Here is a 20,076-nt window from a genome sequence, read left to right as displayed (position 1 = left end):
TTCACCATTCAACGATAACAAGACCGGAAGCGCCTGAAGCAGCGCTGGTAACCGTTCTGCCGGCACCGCCCATTCCCGGCTGCCCCGCAGTGTGGACACCACTTCCACCGTACGGTGACCAGAACCCACCGCCCGCCCCGCCAAGAATTCCGGTACCAAAAACGTCTCGCACAGGCACACTGCCGAACCCGCCAGTCCAACCAATTCCGGAGGTACCTGTCGATGTTCCACCCACCGCGGCGCTCGAATTGATCGAACCACCAGAGCCCCCCATCGCGGAGCAATACGCGCCGAATGAAGATGCCCCCCCGGCCCCACCGCTACCGCCATCCGCCGCGGCGCCAACTCCCCCCGCCCCCACGGTGATGCCCACGGACGCGACGGCCGATACATCGAATAGACCTTCCCAGTAACCGCCCTGGCCCCCGCCGGATGGGCCGGGAGCAATGCTGTAGCGAGCGCCACCACCACCTGCCGCCCAGACTCGAACAAACGCCCATTTAACCCAGGCTGGCCTGTCCCACTTGAATAAACCAGCCGTACTGAACGTTTGCATTCCTCTTGTCATCGACAGCACTGCGGAGAGCTTCTTTGGCGTAATGAACGTCGTATCGTCCACCAATGCCAGCGCCAGGGCATCGCTCGAGCGCTTCGCGATACCTGGGCCTTCTTCAGTGGCGGTTGGGAACCGGCTCACGCCCGGGTGGTATGCCCACTCGGTCCATATCGCGTTATAGCGAGCACGCGAGAACATTTCGCCCGTGTCATAAACGATATAAAGCTGCGTGGTGATTTGCGCGCCCGCCATCCCTACGGCAAGCGTCCCGGCCCTGCTTATCGGGTAATGACGTGCAACAGATGCATTGGCATTCTGGCTTTGCCCGTAATTGCCTGGAGTGAGAACGGTATCAAGGTCCACGGTTCCAAGCGGGTTGTCAGCCCCCAAACCAAACGCATTACCAACCGTGAGCAGCCGACCTACCGTCGCGTCGTTTGGCCCCGTCTGCGTATCCAGCTCGTGGGTATGACTGGTGGTTGTCACCGCATTGGTGGACGTCGACGAAAGTCTGGTCGGCGTACCCAATGTGAACGTGCGATTTGCACCAAGAGTTCCGCCGCCGCTCAACCCGTTTCCTGCGGTCAAAGTCACGCCGGCGTTGGCCTTCAGAACCAATGCGTCTTGCAGACCTGCAACATTGTTGACATCGGAGCGGGCAAAGGAGAGGGAGCCACTCGGAAGCGTCAACGAGACCGTCTCGAAAGCCGTAACCGGTTCGACTTTCCATCCAATGCCCCAAGCTGCCACCGTGGCGCCTGAAGCGTTGTACTTGGCCTGCACCTCTGCAATGGTAACCGTCGGGTATTGCCAGACCTTGCCCGTCTCACCCAGCCAAATGCAGAGATTTCCGGCCGCGTCGGAACCGAATCGAACGGGAATATCGGCAGCAGGAACGCCAGCGACAATCGTCGCGCCACAGCGACTCCATACCTTGCTCGTCTGCACATAACCATGGAGCAACACAGAAACCGGCGGCATGTCCGGCAAGTACTCGAACATGTCTACACGAAGCCGTAGCATTGTGTTCGGTCCAATAGCCACCGGCGGAAGTGTGATCTTCATTGCCCCAGTCACTGACGCAAGATGCGAAGAGAATCCGCCGCCATCGGGTAGAAGGACATGTGCCGTTCTTCCAGAGCTAGCGTTGCTCCCGTACTGCGCTCCTATCACCGCCCCCGTCCCCAGCAATACCGGCCCCGAGATTTCCCCGCCCGCCTTCGGAAACGCTTGAATATCCTCCAACACTTGCGCCGACGTGCGCGACACCAATGCCCCGGTTCCCGCACCCGTCAGATAAGTGCCCGCAGCAACCGTCGCCAATCCCGTACCACCACGCGCCACCGGTAACGTACCGGCGTTAGCCTTGGACACATCCAGCCCCGTGACGTTGAACGCGACGTTGGCCGAGCCGTCGAAGGTTGCCGCTGCGGCCGTAGCGCCGCCCGTGATCGCAAAGCTGCGGGCCGTGGCCAGCTTCGTTGCGCTTGCAGCGTTGCCCACCGCGACTTCTCCTGCCGCCGACACGCGCCCCTTTGCATCCACCGTGAACGTCGGCACCGCGTTGGCGTTGCCGTAGTTGCCCGCGGTCACGCCACTGGCGCTGAGCGTCAGGCCGAGCGACAGGTTGGCGGAGCCGTCGAACGATCCGCTGCCCGTTGCATCGCCCGTCGTGGCAATGGTGCGTGCGGTAGCCAGTTTCTGGGCGGCGCCTGCCGTCAGCGTCGACGCCGTTCCAGATAGCCTCGCCACGGGCACCGTGCCACTCTTGAGGTTGGTCGCATTCAGGTTCTGCTGCGCGTAGCTAAGCGCATCGAAGCCGTTGGCCGCGAGCGGCCGGCCCGTTACCGCGGCCAGGCCGTCCAGCTGCTTGTACAGCCACACGAGGCGCTCGTCCGTCGTCTGCTGAACCTTGTTGAACTGTTCGACGGAAGGCGGAACGGAACCGATGAACGACCAACCCGTCTTGTATTGCAGGTCGGTAATGCCTTCGGTCAGGCCGTTTTGTGCCCAGGTCGATTTGAAGAGGTCGAAGAATGTAGGGTCTGCCATCAATAGATACCTCGCGCCAGCACGCCGACGCCAAAGCCAAAGAAACCTTGCTCGCGGAAACCAAACGGTTTCTCGGTCGAGCCGGTGATGAGTTGCACGCCGACGCCGGCGGCTTGCGGGACCCACTTGTAGGGATTCGCCATAAGCGGGTCGTTGGGGCCAGGAATTCGGCTGACCCAGATCCGGATCTTTGCGTTGCCCGCGTTCTGCACGATCACGCGGGTCACGTCGAAGATCGGCTTGAGCGAGCTCGCGATCTCTGGCGCGGTGCCATGCCCGTTGTTCAGCGCGATCTTCCAATACAGCAACTTGCGGTACTCGGCATCGAGCAGCGTCGTCGAACCGGCTACCGGCCGTTCATTGGCACGCCGGAAACGGGCATCGTCAAAGCCGCCGACATTCGGTTGCCCCTGAAACCCGAAGAAGCGGATGTAGATCGCCTCATCGATGACGCGGGGCAGACCGACTATCTCGCCGATACCGTCCAGCTGCCTGCCCACCGCCGTCTCCAGCCAGCGGTCTTCATACAGCGCCCGCAGTGCGCCTTGCAGGCCGTCGGCGGGCTTTAGAAGCGCTTTGACCAGCGCCTCCAGCCGCCGCTTGGCCTGGAACTGACCCAGCCAATGCCCCCACGCCGTCTGCGCATGGTCTTGAGTCAAGTCCATTACGTCACCTCGATGCGCGAAAGGTCGAACGCGGCCACTTGCGAGTCCTTGATCGCGACGTTCGCGGCGCGGTAGTCGGCGGGAGCGGGCACGAATGCGGGGTTGGTGGAAAACGCCAGCGCCAGGTCCACCGACGCCAAGCCAGGCGTGCGGTAGATTGCGCCGTACAACCGTTGCAGGATGACGTCTTCGCCGACGCTGAACGCCTCGCCCACCTGGGCGACGTTTTCCGCGATCGTCTGGAATCCATCTGGCGGAAATGCCTGCTCGGACGGCGGCAAAAGCGTGGTCGCGCAGCGTACCCACAGAAAGACGCGCTCGGGCCGGTCAAAGCGGATCATCTGATCGGCGCCGTCTGCGTCCTTGACCACCACAGCCTGTTGGCCGTGGGTATCGATTCCTGCCGCCACCACGCGGAAGATGGCATCAGCCACCTCGTCGTCCAGGCCGCCGTCCACCACGGCATGCACGCTGTGCGGAGGCCGTCCCGAGGCATCCGGCTGATCCGTGTTGTTCATGAACACCTTCACGGTGCGCACCCCCGCCACGCGATCCCGCACGTTGGGGCCAATGCTGGGCAGCGTCGCCGCGCCCAGACGGAACAAGCCGGTGGGATAGCGTGCGCGCAATTCGGCGGCGTTTTCAGCCAAGCGTCCGGCCACGCCCGCCTGCAAATTGTCCACGGCAGTCCACCCGTCAACCTGCGTCACGACGCCGTTCAGGTCTCCCACCGCCGCGGCCTCGGTAGAGGCGCCAGCGGTCTGCACCAATGCGGGCGATCCCATCCGGATCAGGGCCAACTTGTCCGACCAGGTGACGGCTACCGCCAGGCGGCCGTCCGTATGGATCCGAACGGCTGCGCCATCACTGGACACATCCAGGCCACTGGCCGATAGTGCCGTGACCAGACCGGCCAGGATCTGCGGCAGATTTGTCGTGGGGCCCGACGCATAAGCGTACGGTCTGCCCTCGATCGACACACGGTAATCGGCGTTCGCCGCGACGGTCGGCTGAAGCGTGATGTCAGCCGCCGCGCCAGCAAGGATTTTTGTATCGGCGGACACCATCCACAGGTTCTGGCTGGCGCGATGGCGCACCAGTGCCCCCGCCGGAACGTTGGCGCCCGCCACGCCATACAGCACGACATACGCCCGTGACGGTTCATTGCCGTAACGCGACACGCCGGTGAACGACACGGCGCGGTCCAATGAGACCCCTGTCGCGGAACCGGGATACATGGCGTAGTACACGCCCTCGGCCTGTTCCCATAGCGTGGCTTCGCGTTCGGCGAAGGTATCGATCAGCAGACCGGTAATACTGTCGGGGCGGGTTTCCACCGCACCATTGAATCCGGCGGATTGCATGCGAGCGCGCAAGTCCGCCACGATCTCCTGGCGGATCTCGGGCAGGCGCGGACGTACGAACCCGTCCGGTGTGACACCGTAGGCCATAGGTACCTCGTAGAAATTAAGGGGTTAGGACTTGCCTAGTTCAACGACCCGTTCGAGCCGTCCCGCCGCGGTATCCGCGTCATAGGTCACGCGCAGCACGCGCAGCTGGCGTTCTACTTGCAGGTCAAGACCGCGTACGCGGTCCACGCCGGGCACCGCCCGGATCCGGGCGCGAAGAATCGCTTCAATGCCGGCGCGGTCAGGCGACTTGACCAAGATGTCTTCCAGATACGGGACACCGAAGGTCGTATCCAGAAACCATTCACCCATGAAGGCCAGCAACGTGATCTTGATCTGCTGAGCGATACGGTCTGCGCCATCCACGAACGACGTGCGACCGAGCAGATCAATATCCAGATCGTGATCGGCGGTTAGCGTTAGGTCCAAAGCCATCACACAGGTGCCTCCGTCGTGCCGCCAGCGTAGGGATGGCGGTGCGTGTCGCCGATGCTTTTGCCGTTGTGGGTGATGGCGCTTCCTTCAAACGCCACGCCCCCACGGATTCGCATCGATGCCCCGCCTTCGCCGCCCTCACCCGACAGGCCTTGGGTGTAGGTCAGGGGTCCATTGACCGTGACCGGGGTGTTGAAGGTGGTCTGCTCGGCCTGCACGGTCCAGGTCTTCACGTGAAAGGTCAGGTCGCCGGACGACGACAGTTTTACCGTGCCGGGTCCATATTGGATGCTGACGTTTTGCGTGTCCGCCGCCATCTTGCCGGGCCGAAGCAACGGGGATGCAAAGGCGTCAGACAGGTCGAATTGCCGGGGGTCGTCCGGAGGACCGTTATCGCCCGCCAGCCAGTTCTCCAGCGCACGCGCAGAGAACGACAGCTTGATGGCATCCCCCGGCTTCAACGGCACCGAAATCAGCGCCTGCGCGCCGTTGACATCGCCCACCGGCCAGCAAACAGGCACGCGCACCACTTGCGGCGGTGGCAGCGCCTCGCCGTTGGCCAGCCGCTTGGCCAACGCGGGCCGCGCGGTGACGAACGTGCCGTCATAGGCCACGACTTCACCGGGAAGCGTCGTGTAGATATCCGCCAACTCCGTCGCGATGATGCGGCGGATGGCGGTGAGTGCATTGCTCATTTCGGGTCCTTTTTCTTGGGTGGCGCATCGCGGTCGACCAGCTCGAGCTCAGTCTGCCAGTCACCGCCTTCGCTATCGCCCGTGTGGTGCACTTTCTCCACACGCTGAAAGGCCTGGACGCTGCGGCTTTCCAGCTTGACCAAGTCACCGGGATTGATCGTCGGCAACAACAACGACTTCACTTTCCAACCATCACGTTGTTGGTGGCCGCTGGCCGGCTTGGCAGCAACGGGCTGCCCTTTTGCAGACGCCTTCTCGGTGGGCGCTTCCCGCATGCGTTCCGGATAGCCCAGCAAGCCGGTATCCACCGCCAGGACAACCGCCTGACGCCGCGTCGTTCCCAAGCGCTGGACGACCTGCAATTGCTGGTTCTGGATCGACCATTCCAGGCCGGTCCCTTGGGTGACTTTATGCAGTGCAGTGCGCGCCGCGCCGTAGAACGAAAACCCCTGTTCCCAGCGCCGATCAGGCACGTCGTCGGCCATCAGTAACGGCAAGCCCATCTGACGCGCGATATCCCGGATGATGGCACTGGCCTGGGCGCCAGGCCCCAGGCCGATCGACACTGCCGTGTCACGTATCTCGATATAGCCATCCTTGACCGTCAGTTCGGTCACTACGTCCGGCTGTTGGAACTTCGTATACGCATACACGATGCTGCCAGACGCCATCAGCAACGGCCCGCCCTCTTCGGCGTAGCCGGCATACAACACGCAGCGCAACCCGGGCTCTTCCAACATCCGGCGAGTACTGGCCGCCAGGTTGTACAGGGAGATCTTGGCGTCATTGGGTTCCTCGTCGGCGTTCTTCGCAATGTCGAACGTCACGCGGATGGGCGGAATGACCTCCAGCCCTTGGGCGCTACCCTTGCCAACGAGCAAGCGGTAGACCCGATCAAACCTGGCCATCGGCGACCTCCTGCGAATTCGCGTAAATCAGCGCCACTTCGCCTGAGGGCAACGCGGCCCGGCTGACGGTGTCGCGGCGGTCAGGAGCCAACGCCACCAGTTCTCCGGCAGGCACCGCCAAGTGCCGGTAACCGGCCAGCAGCGGTACACCGGGCACCAGAGCGATGCCCGCCACGATCAGCTCGTTGTAGGCGTTCTCGATCGACAGCACCCATAGTTCGGCCTCACTGTTCCACGACAGCCGCAGAAAGTAGGTCACCCCTTCAAGCTCCACCTCGGTGAGGCTGTCGTTGACGTCGGGAATGGGGATCTGGATCATATGGAGAGCAGCACAGGTTTGTTGGAGCCGCCGCCTTGCTTCGGGCTGACGTCGGCGCCGCGGGCCTTGCCCGCATTGGTCTTGGTTGACCCAGCCTTGCCGGTTGCACTGCCCGATGTCTTCTCGGGTGGAATGTCCGCTTGGCGCAGCGTCACCTTGCGGATCCGCTTGAAGCTGGCCGAAATCTCGAACCGATCGCCGCTGCCATTGCCGCGCCCGATGTCGCAGCTCTCCATCACAAAATCAGCATAGACATCCAGGCCCGTGGCAATGGTGATGGGCAGGCGGTCTGCATGGATCTTGCGTAGCGCATCCTTCGCGCTGATCAGTTTGGACCGACTGGAGCCTGTGAACAGCCCACCCTGAGTGACTCCACGCGCATTCCGTCCACCCAGCAACGCGATCTCCGCTGCGGTCACCCATCCATCCAATGTCAGCTGTTCGGACTCCTGGACCACATGATCCGTGACCGGTGGGCCGTCTTCCACGGCATACGAGGTTGCGCGGCTATTCAACGACGTCTTCTCGCTCAACAGCGCATCAAGCGGAACCGTGCCGATGCTGCTGCCGCCGTTCCAACCGAAAATCATGGAAACAAAATTCATGGTTGCTCCTAGCTCCGCACTTCCACGGCCGAAGTCACGTCAAAATTCTGGGTCAAGGTGTCAAGGTTGTTTTGCAAACCCCGATTCAAGCCCTGCACCACTCCTGAACGAACCGCTTGCGCGTCGTTCGCGCTTACATTGACAACGATGTCGTTGTTGCTTTGGTAAACAAACGGGGCGCGGCCAGGGCTTGGCGTGGCGCCAACCACCGTGCCGGCAGCCACGTAGGGCACGGATATTCCGCCCGCAACGGCGGCCCATTGCGGCGGCACGTCCGCCATCGCACGCGGTGCATCCATGACGGACGCTTGCTCGTCGTCCTTCATCCAATCCGGCACCAGCCCCTTGAACCAGTCCTTGGCTTTATTGACTTTGTCCAACACCCACGTCTGGATCGCGCCGCCAATCTCTTTGATCGTGGCGATCATGCGGCCGCCCATGCCCGAGAAGAACGTCCACAGTCCGTTGAACGCCCCCAGCCAATGCTTGACGGCGCCGTCCCAGTCCCCGGTGAATGCAGCCACCACGCCTTTGACGATCTCCGACCACAGGTTCCACAACGCGGTGATGTACTCGATCACCGGGCCCAGGAACCCGTCATACGCCATGACCATCAGCTGATCCCACGACGCCGATATGTACGCCTTGATCAAATCCCAGTTTTCCCAGATCTGCCACAGGGCAATAGCCAGTAGGGAAATCGCCGAGATGATCCGCCCGATCGGCGTCATGGCGAAGGTATTCCACAGCATCGGGATCACGGTCCTGGCAATGTCAAGCAGTGCGTTCCCCAACATCGGCACCACTGTCCCGGCCAGGTACCGGAACCCGCTCGAAAGGAAAGGCAACGCGATTCTGGCCAAGGACAGGATCACTCCACCGATAGGCGACAGGATCTGCCACAGGCCGTAGGCCATGACCGCAATCGTTCCGAACTGCATGACCCAAGGTCCCAGCGCCTGACCTGCGCCACCCAGCAGATCCTTCACGAAGGTCAGGGCCGCCGACACCGCGTCAATTTCGCCGCGCCACGCTTCCACACCGCCGATCCAACCGCCCAGCACGGAGTCCCCGCCATTCAACCAACTGACGATATCGGTCCCGATCAGATAGATCGTGGTCAGTATCGCGGCCATGCGCAACAAGGGCACCAGCGATCGAGTCCATGTCGACAGCATCTGCATGGCGCCTGCGGGCCCGTTGCGCAACGCCATGGCGGAATCCAGTCCAATCGCCACGCGCGTGGCGGCATACAGACTTCGGATCAGTCCACCCGATTGCAGCGTGGCTTGCCGCAGCCAGGAACCCAACGAGACCAGGCCCAGACTTGCTCCCGCCAGCGCCAGCAGTTTGACGACAGTGTCGATGTTGTCGGCCAAATACTGAACCGAGTTCGTGATCGCCCGCAACACGGTTTGACCGCCTGGCAATGTCTCGCCGAAGTAGCGCTGCAAGGCATCGTTGAAGACAGCCATCGACCCCGAGATGGACGCTGGCGCGCTCTCGGCTTCGGCACGCATCCTGGGCAACTGCGACTGCAACGCGGGCAGCACCCGGTCAGATGTCATCAGGCCGCCGCGCACCTGTTCGCGCAACTGGCCACGGTCTACATCGAGACCCGCAGCCAGCGCATCCTGCATGCGCAGGGGCAGCGTGTTGTACTCCTCTAAACCCAGCTTGCCTTGCTCGATCATCCTGACCAGAGACGTGACCACCCCACCCCGGTCCTGTGCCTGGGTGCCTGACAAGGTCATGCTCAATGCGAGCGCCTCGGTGATGCGGGAAGCGTCTTGCGCAGGCTTTCCCTGATCCTCCAGGACTTGCCGCGCACGCATGAACGTATCGGCGTTATCCGCGTAAGACGTTCGGCTGACCCGGGAGATTCGGGCCACGTCGCGGTCGGCCTCGCCATACTGCGTTTCCGACCTTGTCGCCTGCCGCATGCGCGCCTGCATCTGCGTCCACGAGTCGATGTCACCCAGTATCCGTTTGAATGGGGTGGCACCCAGCGTCAACTCAATGACACCACGCAGGCCACCCAAGGCGGTCGTGTGTGGCCGGGCAGCCGATGCGCCCTGCTGCTGCGACGGGGCCATTGCGTTCACGGCCTGCCGCGTGTTCAGCGCAACAGGAAGCACACCCGCGAACGCCTGGCGCAGCATCGCCGCCGCCTGATCGCAAGCTTTCGTCATGGTCGACAGCATGTCGCCAAATGCCTGCTGAAGCGCCTTCAGCTCCGAATCATCAGCCTGGTAACGCACCAGCGTCACCAGTTCTCGTACAACGCTCATCGTTACCTCGCCTTTCGTTCTGCCGCAGCCAACGCCTCCTGGGCGTCCATCAGCGCATTCAGCTTCAAGATGTCCAGGAGGTCCACGTCACCGCGTTTGACGGCGTCCAAACTGACATGGCGGGCCAGGATGGGCCGCCAAATGATCAACTCTTGTTCAAAGCCTGAGTCGAATCGGCCGACGGGCTCGCCAACTTCGCGCGGGCCGGACCAAAGCGGCCGGCCCAACGCGCCAAAGGGCCGGCGAAGTTGTGCTCAAGGATGTGGAACAGCAGCTCGAGGATTTCGGCGTAATCGATGAACGCCAAGCCCCGATGGGCGGCAGTCAGTTTCTGGGGCTCGCGCCCCGAAAGCTCGAAACTGACCAGTTCAGCGTCGATCAGGCGTTCCGCCCAGCCGGCCAGGGCGTCACCGCCCAGCTTGGCTGACAGTTCACGAAACGCATGCAACATCGCCTGCTCGTCGCGCTGCTGCGCCACGGCGTCAGCGCCCAGCACGGCGGTCAGCATCGAGCCCGCCGCCGGCAACACTTCCTTTTGCAAATCACCCAGCAGCTTCAACTGGCGAAACGGGTCAAACCGCGAAATGCGGAATACCGTCGAGCCAATTACCACCTCTTTGATCGCACCCATCAGGTGTTCCCTCCGATGACGTTGATGGCCGGACCCGTTTCGATCACCCATGCGCGGCTGCCGACCTTGGCGCCGTAACCGGCGTCCGGGGTCTTGACGATCCACGCGGAATCCGAGGCGTGCAACGAAGAGCCGCGCAGGTCGGTCACGGAAATCGGCACGGCGCCGTTGCCGTCGGTGGCACGGTCGGCCTGATGCAATGCCGACAGCGCGGCATTGCTGGCGCTGGTCTGCATCAGCGTCAAGGTGATGCGCAGGCGGGTGTCCCGCGACATCGAGCGCGCCACTTCGCCATCGGCGCCGACGATGGACGCAATGCCCTCGCCGATTTCGGCCACGGTGACAAACGCGTCTTCGGCCAGGCCAGAGATGGGCAGCGCGCCCACCACAATCTTCACCTGATTCGGTGCGTAGGTTTTGACGGACATTGAAGTACCCCGATTACAGTTGTTGGTAGGTGAGGTTGCCCTTGATTTCGGCAACATGAATGGCGCCCGCCAAGCGGGCACTGAACGTCAGGTCACGCAGGATGCGGTTGGCCTTGTCGTTCGAGGAAATGCTGGCGGCGCGCGGCACGTTGATCACGAAGCCGGGAATCTTTCGGCCCGCATCATCGATCTCGTCGGGTGCGACAAGACCGCGACTCTGACCCAGCAACAGCGCTTGACGAATGCCGTTCACCAGAATCTGGATGCCCACATCGGTGTACGGCACCTTGCCGTTCGCGTTGATCAGCTGCGAGGCCACATTGATCTTCACCTGCTCGGCAAGCCAGTCGCGGCCGCGGATCACGTCGATCCATTCGCCCGCGGCCACCTTGCCGTTCTGCGTCACGGCGAAGTTACGCATCTGCTCGAAGGTATTGGCGTTCTTGGCGTGAGCCGCCAGCGCCTGGCCTTCACTCAGGTTGTCGTAGGTCACACCCGACAACCGCGTGTTTGCCCAGGTTTCGCCACCCGGGTAGAAGGTGAAACGGTTGGCGCTGACTGCGGCTTCCAGCGCTTCGCCACGCGCCTGGCCGTGGTACCAGACATGGGTACGGAAATACTGCTTCTGCTGGCATCTCGATGCGATATCGCTGGACACGGCCGCATCGATGATGCCGGCCTGATCGCTGGAGACGCCAAAAAGGCGTTCATTCGATTCCACCCATTCCGCGGCATCCAGCACGTCGGCCTCGACACGGCTGGCCAGCGCCACGCCATACCAATCACCGTTTTCGCGCAGGCACGCATTCAACGCCGCCGACGGCGTCTCGGTGCTTTCCGGCGCCGACAATTGCAGGTTGCCCCGGGCGGCAACGGCCACGGCTTGCCCGGCCTGCTTGGCCGTCATCGACACCTCGGCGCCTACCGCCGTGGCGGTTGCCGGTGCATCGGTCTGCGCAATGGCCGAGGCCAACGCCGTGGCGATGGTCTGGGGCGTGCTGTCCGCGAGCCCGGTGACCGACACGTCGGCTTTCTGCACGACACCGTTGGCATCGCGCCAGGACAACGACACCCCGTATTCCGACATCGTGGCCTGCTTCACCGTCAAGCGCGATACGTCCACTTGGCGGCGGCCCACGAACACGCGGGTCACGGTCGGGATCTGCTTGAACGCATCGCGCACCGCGATGTACAGAGCGTCGGTCTGCGAGATGCCCATGTCGAGCAGTTCACCTGGCTCGGTGACAACCAGGACACGATTGACGGCCAGCGCATGCGCGCCCAGGATCAGGATGTCAGAGAAATTCTGCTCCTTGATCGCCGTGGTGTTCAGCGAGATCGCCACATTGACGATCCGGTCGATTTTTGCCATTTGCGGCTCCAATAAAAAAGCCGCCCGTAGGCGGCAGGACAACATTAAGAAGATCGGAACGCTAGGGCGCGGTCACAGTCTTCGCGGTGAAAGAAGTTTCCAGGGAAGGCATGAGCCCGCCCGTCGTGGTGATCGTGCCGGTCACGGTTTCGATGACGCCAACAAAATCGGTATACGTTTGGGCATAGCGGATACCCACCTCCAGCGCGCGATGCGCCGGAGCACCCGTGCCATCCACCGCAGCCGGAACCGATTCCAGTCGGCCAACGTGATACAGCGCCAGGCCCAGCGCCTCGGCACGGTCCTCGAACACCGGATGTCGCAAGACCAGGCCCAGCTTGCCGAGCGCACGGTACGCGCCCTCGCCAAATCCCTGCAACGCAACCGTCGCATCGCGATGGTCATGAACAGCCTGATTGCCCTGGTCATCTACCCGGCCCTCTTCAGCGGGACCGGCGTCCACCCAACGCAACGCCAACGTGATGTACGGCAGCGGCGGGCGTGGATCTGGCGTATCCGAAAAGAGAAGAGGAACACCGCCCGCGGCGGCCTCCACCAGCGAGAAAATCGCATCTTCTGGCGTCATGGCGGTGATCTGAAATACCCAACAAGGATTGGAAAATAAAAAAGCCCGCAAACCTTTCGGCGGGCGGGCTGCATGCCGGATGTCGTATCCCGGCTACGTTTCGTTGGGGCGCACTGCCCCGCAGCTATTGTCTCAAATCCGATCCGAAACGGGGAGGATTTCCATCATGTCCATGTCCCAATTCAGACCATGCATATGCGGCCGATTTGGTATTGCCGCCGCAACGCTGCACGTGCCCCGCGTCCAGCAAATGCTCAAGCACGCGGCGGGTTCCACGACGCATCGCCTCGCGGGCGCCAGATGCCACTGGCATGCCACGGCTGACATGCCGCAAGATCTCCGCCATCCGGAATTCGCGTCCTGGATACGCGGCCAGTAGATCGATCACCTCATGTGCGTACTTCACTTGAATGCCCTCCAAACCTGTTGCTTGAAACTGCCGAGCGCCACCTTGTAATAAGGCAGCGTGATGCCAATCACGCGGCACGCTTTACCCTGCCGCAAGTGGGCGGCCAGGTCGCCGTAGTCGGCGCGGCGCGTGTATTCCGCCTGGATGACCCGCCGCTCCACAAGCGGCAGCATTTCATACAGCACGTGTACCCGGTTCGCGCGCACCTGGTTAACAGGAATCGGAAGCGGTTCATCGTCATCGTCATGACCCGGCTGTGGAGGGAATTCACACACACCCGGCGCGTCTTCCCGCATCCGCCGCGGGCCGGGCCAATCCCCTTCCCATTGGGAGCGCGCCCAATTGCGTATTTCGTCCTCGACCCACCGCGGCAATCCTTCGTTCATTCGACACCCCCATCCTGATTCCATTGCTTGTGTTGTATTGCGCCCGAGGCCTTCGCCTGCATGAGCATCTCGGAAATGGCTTTCGTCGGATGCCCGCCCAGCGCAATGCGCGCCTCCCATTTACTGATCCAGTCCCTGGGCGAACGGCTACGCGCTAACGCCGCCTTGCCCGCCCCCATCTTCCGCAGCGCGGCCTCTACCTGATCTCGCGTGGCCAGCGTCTGGCCAGGCGCCGGCAACGCTGCGCGCGGCTCGGGAATGGCGGCCCAGGTGCCCTTGCCTAATTCGTCCGCCAAGGTTCTTTCCCACCGCGCCTTGATCGCGCCGTAAGTGCTGTTCAGCAGATCGACCGTACTGACGCCCACCGCCGCCCAATACACCGCCGGGTGCGACCACATGCCGAGCTCGCCCCGCCGGCGCGCGGACAATCCACGCACGGCCTCGTGATAGGCCACCTCTGGCGTAAGCCACGGACAACACAGCTTCAAGAATTCCGGCATCGTCGGCGGCCATTCGCGCGTCAGGCAGGCCATCAAGCCGCGACGCACGTGCATTTCGTCCAGGCCAGCCAGCTTCTGATTCCAGGAGTCCTTCAGTTCGCGAGGCGTCAGGCCTTCCCATTGCTGCGCAAACTTGGCGCCATAGAGCAGCAGCATTTCATTGACGACCAGCGCCCCCCACCCGGCTGATGCGTTAGCGACTGGCATCGATCACCCCCATATCGATTTCCTTGCGCGAACGGCCTTCCGCCAAGACATCGCGCAGTTCCGATGACCAGGCCGCGCGTTGCCGCGCACGGCTGGGTGACGCAACGCTGGATGCCGAGCGAGGGGGGAACAGGCCTTGATAGCCGCCCGCGATGCTATTGGCGATGACAGCGCCGGGCGCCACGCCATCCGCCAAATAGCCGGCAAGCTGCTGAAGTTGGCGGCGGGCTCCCTCCTCCGTGACGGGCTTCTTGCGAGCCTTCCGGTCGGAGACCCAACTGACCCAGTCTTCGCGGTCCAGCCACTGCGGCAGCGCAATCGTGGCCGCATCGAATGGCGGAGTCCGGCGAAGGGGTACAGGGGGTTCTTCCTGGCTACTGGTTCCTGGTTCTGGTTCCTGGTTGGTTGCACCGCTGTTCAACGGCTGTTGAACAGCAGATGCAACGCCCTGCGCTTTCTGGGCCCGCTTGGCAGCGCTAGCCTTGCCGGCTGCGGACTTCGCACTCTGGTTGCCGTGATAGCGCGCGATTTCGGCGTCGCACCGCGCGTGTGCCCAGCCGTGCGGCGTCTGCGTGAAGAATTCGCTCAGCACCTGGGTAACGGCTGCGCGCTCTTCTTCCGACCGCGCGATCAACAACCGGCACAATTTGTCGGCATCCCCCGACAAGGGCGCCTCGGTGTCGTAATACAGCTCGATCAAATCCCGGTAGACGCTGCGTTCGATGCGCGTCAGGTGCCGCGTGGCGCTATTGAAATCGCCAATGTGGTGGGGGTAATAGTTCATGGCTTCCTCCCACGCATCGTCGGGCGTGCCCCCCCTTGCAAGCGAGACAGGAATGTCCCACCGTGCACTTCGCCCCTGTCGTTGCGCGACTTAGAATCAGTCGTCGTCACCTTGTCCTTTTCCACGCTTGATGGCTTCATTGCGCCTTTGCCCCTTCGGCCAGCTCGGGCCAGATTCGATTGCAATCGGCGGGACGCAGGTCACGCCGGGTAACCGCGCCGCCAGTGGCTTGCTCGATGGGCGCGCAGTGCTTGACCGGAACAGGTCGGCGGCCCGTGCGCCACTGGTAGATCAGCGCAGGGGAAACGCCCACGCGCCGAGCCAGCGCCGCAGCAGAAAGCGCTTCATCCCGGTCGAAGTAATCGTGTAGATTCATCACTAAAACTATAGCGTTGCTACATTCAATAAGCAAGCCATGCTATAGTTAAACTTGAATAGCATTGCTATATGAGAATCTGGACTATCGAAGAGGAAGCCGCTGCTCTGCGCGCACGCTTTGAAGGCGTGAACCGCGCGGCTTTCGCTCGCGATCACGAAGTGAAGGGCGGCCAGGCGATGATTTATCAGCACATCACCGGCCGCCGCCCGATCGGGATAGAGGCCGCGATGGCCTACGCCGAGGGTTTCGGATGTTCGCTTGCAGCGATCAGCCCGCGCCTGGCCGCAGAGACACAAAAGGCTGCGTCCTTATCCGCGAATGCGCCCGTTGCGGCGCCAGCGACAGACGGTGCGTGGCCCTTCCCATCCGTGCCGGCGTCCTTGGTCAAAGGATTGGCCGACGACCAGCTCAAGCGACTGGAAGGTGCGTTGCTATTGGCGTTGGGGCAGATGGGTGTGAAGACGAAGGGGACGGCCTCCTCCGCCAAGCTGGCCTCGGCCAAGCGCGGCGCGGTCGTAAGCATCGATAACGCCGCTGACGAATTCCCGATGGCGCCGTTATCGCCGGGCCCCTGGGCGCCCGACGGCACGACGACCCATCAAACCGAACGAGCGCAACTGCTGCGGATCAGCCAGGCCACCAACGTTGGGCATGTTGCCCACGCTGGGTATTCCGCAAACGATCAGGAATTCATGCCTATCCCCGAGCTGGACGTACGTCTGGCTGCGGGACGACTTGGCATTGAGAACTACCATGAGACGGAAATCGGCGAGATCCTATTGCGCCGCTCGTTCCTGGAATCCTTCAAGCTGCCGATCGAGCGCATGAAGATCGTCTACGCCGACGGCGACAGCATGGAACCCGTCATCCGCAACCGCGGCCCGATGCTGTTCTTCGAGGATCCCATCACCGATACCACCCAGATCGATCCCCGCACGGTCTACGCCATCAACCACGGCGGCAAGATGATCGTGAAGTGCATCGCGCGCGACCGAGACGGTTCCTGGCTGGCGAAATCTCTGAACCCTGAGTACAAGGTCTTCCCGCTGGAAAAGGAAGACGGGTGCGAAGTGCGTATCGTGGGGCGCATTCTCTGGTCGCCCTATGACCTGAGAAATGGGGTGGATGAGCGGTTGCTGTAGCCGGATGCGTTAATGGCATGGAAACCGAGCGAATAAACGCTCGGTTTCATCCGATCGGTGGCAATTATGGATTGAATCCGAATTTCTTGCGGAAATCGGCTTCCATCAGTTCGCAGGCACCTGCGATAAATCGTTGATCCCCGGGAGTCAGCGACTTTTTCTCTTGCTGCTTCCAACATAGAGATATTGCATCCCGGGCGTGCCTACGCTCCTGAGCTTCCGGGGTATTCCCCACCGTCGCGCCAAAGACCAGAAATGCGATTACAGCGCCTCCGAGCCAAAGCAGGGCTTTAGCCCAGCGCCCCATCCTCTTATTATTAACTTCCTTCGGTGTTGTTGAATCCGACGGCTCTTCTTTAGATTCTTTGCCATTCAACACCTTCGCTTTGGCCCTCTCAAATTCGGCGGTACTAAGGACCCCTTTTTCCCGTAATAATGCGAGTTTTTCAAGTTCATCCGCTACTGCCATTAATCCCCCAAACAAGGTAGGTAACAAAGAGCTTTCCGGATAGTAGCTTATTCACTAATGAGATTCGCGCACGCCAAAACGCGAAGGCCTCGCACGGAAGGCGAGGATAGTCCCAGTATTTTTTTTACTTTTTTTTCCGCGTCCGTAAGCACGCGGCGTAAGCAATATCCTCAAACTCATCGACAGCAGCCGATTGCGCAGTCTCACCTGTATATATGGGTCTCCTGAACGCATCTTCGATGTATATGCCCATCAAATCACCCCAATAACCACCCACCGACTCAGCTTCTTCCATCAACTCCGACATTCGAACGCCGTATTGACGCAACTGCATGACAACACGCGCCATTTCAGACATGGCTTTGCAGTGCTTTAGATCCACAGCTGAGGGGGCTGCGATGATCGGATTCGCACCGAAAATGATTGCCGCAGACAATGACGCTAGGACACCTATTTTCATCTTGAACACTGACGAGCTCCCCTGTGAGGTATCGAGTGTAACTAGCTTGCCGGAGTGGGACACCAGAACCGCAGCGCCCCCCAGCCGCCAGGTCGCTAAGTGGAATTTCTGGAGTTGCGGAAAGTCGACATGGAGGCCGCTGGCGTTTCAGTGGGATTTGCCAAGGCCAAGGTCGGTGACGCGCTGCGCAAAGGGTCGATCGAATGAACGCCGGCGCCGCGCCAAATTGTTCGCAGAATTCGCCCAGTTGGATCGGCCCGCCCGAGATGGGGAATCGGCCATTCCGGAATCGATGTTCGTTCTCACCAACCGCGATGGCCAGCCCGTTACGGAACAGAGGTTCAAGGCGCTCTGGTCGAAAATCATGGCTGACTGGGTAGCGGTGCCGGATCGTGAGCGGTTCACATCCCATGACTTGCGGGCATACTACATGACGGTGCTGTTGGGCCGTGATGAGAACCCGGAAACGCCGCAAATCCGACGACGACGCGGCATATTTACGAGCGCCGACGAGTGGTGGAGATCAAGAGCAGCGCGTGACCGATACCACCAAATGCTGTTCGCGCCACCATTTCACAAATGGCACAAAAGAAAAAAGCCGCTCTAGGCGGCTATTTTCATTGAATTCTTTGGGGTGGCTGATGGGGCTCGAACCCACGACAACTGGAATCACAATCCAGGACTCTACCAACTGAGCTACAGCCACCTCTGGTACTGCTTTTTTGCACTGCTTTTTTTACTGCTCTCTTTCTGCCGCCGCCCTTCAAATAGAAGGTCAGCAACGAAGAGGCCGAACTATAGCACATTTTTTTATCTCGTCAAAAGCCCCTTGCGCCGTCCGTTTCCCCTCGCCCGCTCCTTGCTATCCTTCCGCATGGTTCCCCCTTGGAGGCAGTCGCTTACGCCATCGCTATGGATCGCATACACGAGATTTTGATCGATTACTGGCCCCATCTGGTTTTTGCCATCAGCATCGTGGCGGGGACTGGGGCGGCGGTGCATGCCGCGATGACCAAGCAGGATGTGCGGGCGGCCATCGGTTGGGTGGGGGTGGCGTTGTTCTCGCCCCTGTTCGGTGCCATGTTCTATTTCGTGGCGGGCATCAACCGTATCCGCAAGACGCGGCTGTCGCAGCAGCGCGACGAGGCGATGGTGGTGGATGCCGAGCAAGTCGAGACCCTGCCAGTGGATGTGGCGCCGATTTCGGGGCCGCAATTCGCGTCGCTGAAGGTGCTGGGCGACCGCGTCAGCCGGTTCCGGCTGCTGGGCGGCAATGCGGTGCAGCCGTTGGCGGGGGGTGACGAAACCTACCCGGCCATGCTGCAAGCCATCCGTGATGCGCGCCACGCCGTGGCGATGCAAAGCTATATCTTCGACAACGATCCGATTGGGCGCGAGTTGGCGCAGGCGCTGATCGAGGCTCAGGCACGGGGTGTCGAGGTTCGAGTATTGATCGACGCCATCGGCTCGAAGTATTCGCGTCCGCCCATCGTGCGCATGCTGGCCCGTGGCGGCGTGCCGGTCGCGCGCTTCATGACGAACCCGCTGGGCGTGCTGCGCATGCCCTATGCGAATCTGCGCAGCCACCGCAAGGTGCTGGTGATCGATGGGCGCGTCGGGTTCACGGGCGGTATGAATGTGCGGGCTGCCTTTGTCAGTGCGCTGGCGGGTGACGCCACCAACCACGACACGCATTTCCGCGTGGAGGGGCCGATCGTGACGCAGCTGATGTCGGTGTTTGCACACGATTGGAATTTCACCACGCATGAGTCCCTGCCGGCCAAGCCGTGGTTCGATCCGCACGCTTTCCCGCCTACGGGCGACGTGCCGATGCGCTGCGTGCCGTCCGGGCCCGACCGGGCATTGGGCAGTTCGCACAATATGTTGCTGGGTGCGCTGGCCGTGGCCCAGCGCCACGTGCGTATCCAGTCGCCCTACTTCCTGCCCGATCAAACCCTGATCGGCGCGCTGGCCACCGCCGCGCGGCGCGGTATCCGGGTGGACATCGTCATCCCCGGCAAGAACAACCTGCGCCTGGTCGACTACGCGATGTCGGCGCAGTTGGATCAGGTGGTGCGCACGGGCTGCCACGTCTGGCGCGCGCAGGGCGCGTTCGATCACTCCAAGTTGATGACGGTGGATGACGCTTGGGCGTATGTGGGTTCGTCCAATCTGGATCCCCGCAGCCTGCGCTTGAATTTTGAACTGGACACCGAAATCTACGACCCCACGGTGGCCCGCTGGATCGGCAGCCGGATCGACACGCTGATTGGCCAGGCCAAGCGCGAGACCCTGGAGGCACTGACGATGGCGCCGTTTGCCAAGCGCCTGCGCAACAAGATCATCTGGCTGGCCACGCCGTATCTATGACGCGGCAGATGCATCTAC

Annotated in this window: 22 protein-coding genes and 1 tRNA gene; 3 read left to right on the top strand and 20 right to left on the bottom strand. The window is 61.8% G+C overall.

What is annotated here, in order from left to right:
* Position 1: 1 nt before the first annotated feature.
* The 17 genes from HV753_RS07840 to HV753_RS07760 all read right to left on the bottom strand — a co-directional run bounded on the left by HV753_RS07840 (position 2) and on the right by HV753_RS07760 (position 15,614).
* Positions 2-2,608, bottom strand: coding sequence for a pyocin knob domain-containing protein (locus HV753_RS07840; RefSeq protein WP_175173896.1), 2,607 nt, complete (start codon positions 2,606-2,608; stop codon positions 2-4).
* On the bottom strand, positions 2,608-3,273 hold the full coding sequence (locus tag HV753_RS07835) for a baseplate wedge 1 family protein (RefSeq protein WP_175173895.1): 666 nt from the start codon (positions 3,271-3,273) through the stop codon (positions 2,608-2,610). Before HV753_RS07835 ends, HV753_RS07840 begins: the two co-directional genes overlap by 1 nt.
* Entirely contained in the window at positions 3,273-4,724 is a 1,452-nt protein-coding gene (locus HV753_RS07830) for a hypothetical protein (protein WP_175173894.1), read from the bottom strand. Before HV753_RS07830 ends, HV753_RS07835 begins: the two co-directional genes overlap by 1 nt.
* Positions 4,725-4,748: 24 nt before the next feature.
* Complete coding sequence (locus HV753_RS07825; protein WP_175173893.1) at positions 4,749-5,117, bottom strand: contractile injection system sheath initiator; 369 nt, start codon at positions 5,115-5,117, stop codon at positions 4,749-4,751.
* Positions 5,117-5,812, bottom strand: a complete 696-nt coding sequence (locus HV753_RS07820; RefSeq protein WP_175173892.1) for a Gp138 family membrane-puncturing spike protein — start codon at positions 5,810-5,812, stop codon at positions 5,117-5,119. The genes HV753_RS07825 and HV753_RS07820 overlap by 1 nt, the downstream gene beginning before the upstream one ends.
* Positions 5,809-6,720, bottom strand: coding sequence for a phage protein (locus HV753_RS07815; RefSeq protein WP_175173891.1), 912 nt, complete (start codon positions 6,718-6,720; stop codon positions 5,809-5,811). Before HV753_RS07815 ends, HV753_RS07820 begins: the two co-directional genes overlap by 4 nt.
* Positions 6,707-7,039 carry a phage baseplate plug family protein gene (locus HV753_RS07810; RefSeq protein WP_175173890.1) on the bottom strand — a complete coding sequence of 111 codons (333 nt, stop codon included), beginning with the start codon at positions 7,037-7,039 and terminating at the stop codon, positions 6,707-6,709. The genes HV753_RS07815 and HV753_RS07810 overlap by 14 nt, the downstream gene beginning before the upstream one ends.
* Positions 7,036-7,644, bottom strand: coding sequence for a phage baseplate protein (locus HV753_RS07805; RefSeq protein ID WP_175173889.1), 609 nt, complete (start codon positions 7,642-7,644; stop codon positions 7,036-7,038). The genes HV753_RS07810 and HV753_RS07805 overlap by 4 nt, the downstream gene beginning before the upstream one ends.
* Before the next feature lie 8 nt (positions 7,645-7,652).
* On the bottom strand, positions 7,653-9,935 hold the full coding sequence (locus HV753_RS07800; protein WP_175173888.1) for a tape measure protein: 2,283 nt from the start codon (positions 9,933-9,935) through the stop codon (positions 7,653-7,655).
* 145 nt (positions 9,936-10,080) lie between these two features.
* Positions 10,081-10,566: a phage tail assembly chaperone gene (locus HV753_RS07795; protein ID WP_175173887.1), complete on the bottom strand. Its 486-nt coding sequence runs from the start codon at positions 10,564-10,566 to the stop codon at positions 10,081-10,083.
* Complete coding sequence (locus tag HV753_RS07790) at positions 10,566-10,994, bottom strand: phage structural protein (RefSeq protein ID WP_175173886.1); 429 nt, start codon at positions 10,992-10,994, stop codon at positions 10,566-10,568. Before HV753_RS07790 ends, HV753_RS07795 begins: the two co-directional genes overlap by 1 nt.
* A gap of 13 nt (positions 10,995-11,007) precedes the next feature.
* Positions 11,008-12,366, bottom strand: a complete 1,359-nt coding sequence (locus HV753_RS07785) for a DUF3383 family protein (RefSeq protein ID WP_175173885.1) — start codon at positions 12,364-12,366, stop codon at positions 11,008-11,010.
* A gap of 61 nt (positions 12,367-12,427) precedes the next feature.
* Entirely contained in the window at positions 12,428-12,952 is a 525-nt protein-coding gene (locus tag HV753_RS07780; protein WP_175173884.1) for a phage neck terminator protein, read from the bottom strand.
* 402 nt (positions 12,953-13,354) lie between these two features.
* Complete coding sequence (locus HV753_RS07775) at positions 13,355-13,747, bottom strand: hypothetical protein (protein WP_175173883.1); 393 nt, start codon at positions 13,745-13,747, stop codon at positions 13,355-13,357.
* Positions 13,744-14,454: a hypothetical protein gene (locus HV753_RS07770; protein WP_175173882.1), complete on the bottom strand. Its 711-nt coding sequence runs from the start codon at positions 14,452-14,454 to the stop codon at positions 13,744-13,746. The genes HV753_RS07775 and HV753_RS07770 overlap by 4 nt, the downstream gene beginning before the upstream one ends.
* Positions 14,441-15,238 carry a YdaU family protein gene (locus HV753_RS07765; RefSeq protein WP_175173881.1) on the bottom strand — a complete coding sequence of 266 codons (798 nt, stop codon included), beginning with the start codon at positions 15,236-15,238 and terminating at the stop codon, positions 14,441-14,443. Before HV753_RS07765 ends, HV753_RS07770 begins: the two co-directional genes overlap by 14 nt.
* 136 nt (positions 15,239-15,374) lie before the next feature.
* Positions 15,375-15,614, bottom strand: coding sequence for a transcriptional regulator (locus tag HV753_RS07760; protein ID WP_175173880.1), 240 nt, complete (start codon positions 15,612-15,614; stop codon positions 15,375-15,377).
* Between the two features lie 71 nt (positions 15,615-15,685).
* Here HV753_RS07760 and HV753_RS07755 point away from each other — a divergent pair, with 71 nt between their 5' ends.
* Positions 15,686-16,759, top strand: coding sequence for a S24 family peptidase (locus tag HV753_RS07755; protein WP_175173879.1), 1,074 nt, complete (start codon positions 15,686-15,688; stop codon positions 16,757-16,759).
* Between the two features lie 64 nt (positions 16,760-16,823).
* Here the strand turns inward: HV753_RS07755 and HV753_RS07750 are convergent, their stop codons facing one another.
* On the bottom strand, positions 16,824-17,255 hold the full coding sequence (locus HV753_RS07750; protein ID WP_246288193.1) for an SHOCT domain-containing protein: 432 nt from the start codon (positions 17,253-17,255) through the stop codon (positions 16,824-16,826).
* A gap of 97 nt (positions 17,256-17,352) precedes the next feature.
* Complete coding sequence (locus HV753_RS07745; protein ID WP_175173878.1) at positions 17,353-17,697, bottom strand: hypothetical protein; 345 nt, start codon at positions 17,695-17,697, stop codon at positions 17,353-17,355.
* A gap of 217 nt (positions 17,698-17,914) precedes the next feature.
* Between HV753_RS07745 and HV753_RS07740 the strand changes: the two genes are divergently transcribed.
* Positions 17,915-18,295, top strand: coding sequence for a site-specific integrase (locus HV753_RS07740; protein WP_175173877.1), 381 nt, complete (start codon positions 17,915-17,917; stop codon positions 18,293-18,295).
* Positions 18,296-18,318: 23 nt separating this feature from the next.
* Here the strand turns inward: HV753_RS07740 and HV753_RS07735 are convergent.
* Positions 18,319-18,394 (bottom strand) — tRNA-His (locus HV753_RS07735).
* A gap of 206 nt (positions 18,395-18,600) precedes the next feature.
* Here HV753_RS07735 and cls point away from each other — a divergent pair.
* Positions 18,601-20,058, top strand: a complete 1,458-nt coding sequence (gene cls, locus HV753_RS07730) for a cardiolipin synthase (protein WP_175173876.1) — start codon at positions 18,601-18,603, stop codon at positions 20,056-20,058.
* Positions 20,059-20,076 lie beyond the last annotated feature (18 nt).

Origin of the sequence: Achromobacter pestifer, from assembly GCF_902859625.1 — a bacterium.
Classification (GTDB): Bacteria; Pseudomonadota; Gammaproteobacteria; order Burkholderiales; family Burkholderiaceae_B; genus Achromobacter; species Achromobacter pestifer.
This window is presented reverse-complemented; position numbering and strand designations above follow the sequence as displayed.

Bases quoted from the DNA above. Each gene is read 5' to 3' on its own strand.
- HV753_RS07820 (WP_175173892.1), bottom strand. From the start codon at position 5,812: ATGAGCAATGCACTCACCGCCATCCGCCGCATCATCGCGACGGAGTTG.
- HV753_RS07760 (WP_175173880.1), bottom strand. From the start codon at position 15,614: ATGAATCTACACGATTACTTCGACCGGGATGAAGCGCTTTCTGCTGCG.
- HV753_RS07825 (WP_175173893.1), bottom strand. From the start codon at position 5,117: ATGGCTTTGGACCTAACGCTAACCGCCGATCACGATCTGGATATTGAT.
- HV753_RS07810 (WP_175173890.1), bottom strand. From the start codon at position 7,039: ATGATCCAGATCCCCATTCCCGACGTCAACGACAGCCTCACCGAGGTG.
- HV753_RS07840 (WP_175173896.1), bottom strand. From the start codon at position 2,608: ATGGCAGACCCTACATTCTTCGACCTCTTCAAATCGACCTGGGCACAA.
- HV753_RS07795 (WP_175173887.1), bottom strand. From the start codon at position 10,566: ATGGGTGCGATCAAAGAGGTGGTAATTGGCTCGACGGTATTCCGCATT.
- HV753_RS07785 (WP_175173885.1), bottom strand. From the start codon at position 12,366: ATGGCAAAAATCGACCGGATCGTCAATGTGGCGATCTCGCTGAACACC.
- HV753_RS07815 (WP_175173891.1), bottom strand. From the start codon at position 6,720: ATGGCCAGGTTTGATCGGGTCTACCGCTTGCTCGTTGGCAAGGGTAGC.
- HV753_RS07835 (WP_175173895.1), bottom strand. From the start codon at position 3,273: ATGGACTTGACTCAAGACCATGCGCAGACGGCGTGGGGGCATTGGCTG.
- HV753_RS07790 (WP_175173886.1), bottom strand. From the start codon at position 10,994: ATGTCCGTCAAAACCTACGCACCGAATCAGGTGAAGATTGTGGTGGGC.
- HV753_RS07765 (WP_175173881.1), bottom strand. From the start codon at position 15,238: ATGAACTATTACCCCCACCACATTGGCGATTTCAATAGCGCCACGCGG.
- HV753_RS07800 (WP_175173888.1), bottom strand. From the start codon at position 9,935: ATGAGCGTTGTACGAGAACTGGTGACGCTGGTGCGTTACCAGGCTGAT.
- HV753_RS07830 (WP_175173894.1), bottom strand. From the start codon at position 4,724: ATGGCCTACGGTGTCACACCGGACGGGTTCGTACGTCCGCGCCTGCCC.
- HV753_RS07780 (WP_175173884.1), bottom strand. From the start codon at position 12,952: ATGACGCCAGAAGATGCGATTTTCTCGCTGGTGGAGGCCGCCGCGGGC.
- HV753_RS07775 (WP_175173883.1), bottom strand. From the start codon at position 13,747: ATGAACGAAGGATTGCCGCGGTGGGTCGAGGACGAAATACGCAATTGG.
- HV753_RS07755 (WP_175173879.1), top strand. From the start codon at position 15,686: ATGAGAATCTGGACTATCGAAGAGGAAGCCGCTGCTCTGCGCGCACGC.
- HV753_RS07805 (WP_175173889.1), bottom strand. From the start codon at position 7,644: ATGAATTTTGTTTCCATGATTTTCGGTTGGAACGGCGGCAGCAGCATC.
- HV753_RS07770 (WP_175173882.1), bottom strand. From the start codon at position 14,454: ATGCCAGTCGCTAACGCATCAGCCGGGTGGGGGGCGCTGGTCGTCAAT.
- cls (WP_175173876.1), top strand. From the start codon at position 18,601: ATGGATCGCATACACGAGATTTTGATCGATTACTGGCCCCATCTGGTT.